The following is an 827-nucleotide window of genomic DNA, read 5'->3' as shown; positions in this document are numbered from 1 at the left end:
CTAAGGCTTGTGGGGATTCATCGTGAGTTGATGACGGCGGCGGCGAGGTAGATCATAGCCTCGAAGCTTTGGTCGGTTTTGCATGCGCGCATGGCGATCCGCTTGAACTCTTTGAGTTTGCAGAAGAAGTTTTCGATGAGGTGGCGCCATTTGTACATTTCGGCGTCCATCGGGATGGGCTGGGCCCGGCGCGGATGCTGGGAGATGACGATCTTGGCGCCGCGCTCGTTGAGATCGGCGACGATGGCGTTGCTGTCGAACGCTTTGTCCGCGATGAGGCCCCCGAACGCGACGCCGTCGATCAGCGGGGCAACGCCAATGCTGTCGAACCGGTGGCCCGGCATCAGGCGAAAGCGCACGAGGTTGCCCAAGGCGTCGGTCAGGGCCAGAATCTTGGTTGTCATGCCGCCCTTGGAGCGGCCGATGGCCTGGCTCTGAGTCCCCCTTTTGCGCCCTGCCCGTGGCGGTGAACCTTGACGATGGTGGCGTCGACCATGGCATATTCCATGTCCGGCTCCTCGGACACGGCATCGAAGATCCGTTTGAAAACATCGGCCTTGCGCCAGTCGCTGAAGCGCCGGAACACGGTGCTCCAGTTGCCGAAGAGCGCAGGCAGATCACGCCACGGACTGCCGGTGCGCACAATCCAGAGCACGGCCTCGATAAACAGCCGATTGTCCGTGCCGCTGCGCCCAGGATCGCTCGGCTTGCCAAGACAATGCGGCTCCATCTTCGCCCATTGGGCGTCCGTCAGTACAAAGCGGTCCATCCAGAGCGTGAATCACACTCGCGCCCAAAGGGGAATCCCAAATCCCCACAGGCCTTAG

The 827-nt window shown here is 61.5% G+C and carries 1 pseudogene; it reads right to left on the bottom strand.

Features of this window, described 5'->3' with window-relative positions:
- Window positions 1–17: 17 nt before the first annotated feature.
- Window positions 18–730, bottom strand: a pseudogene (locus OCW50_RS33085) (IS5 family transposase).
- Window positions 731–827: the final 97 nt, after the last annotated feature.

It is taken from the genome of Microvirga sesbaniae, from assembly GCF_025460805.1.
Lineage (GTDB): Bacteria > Pseudomonadota > Alphaproteobacteria > Rhizobiales > Beijerinckiaceae > Microvirga > Microvirga sesbaniae.
The sequence above is the reverse complement of the archived record's forward strand: the minus strand, read 5'-3'. Positions and strand labels throughout refer to the sequence as shown.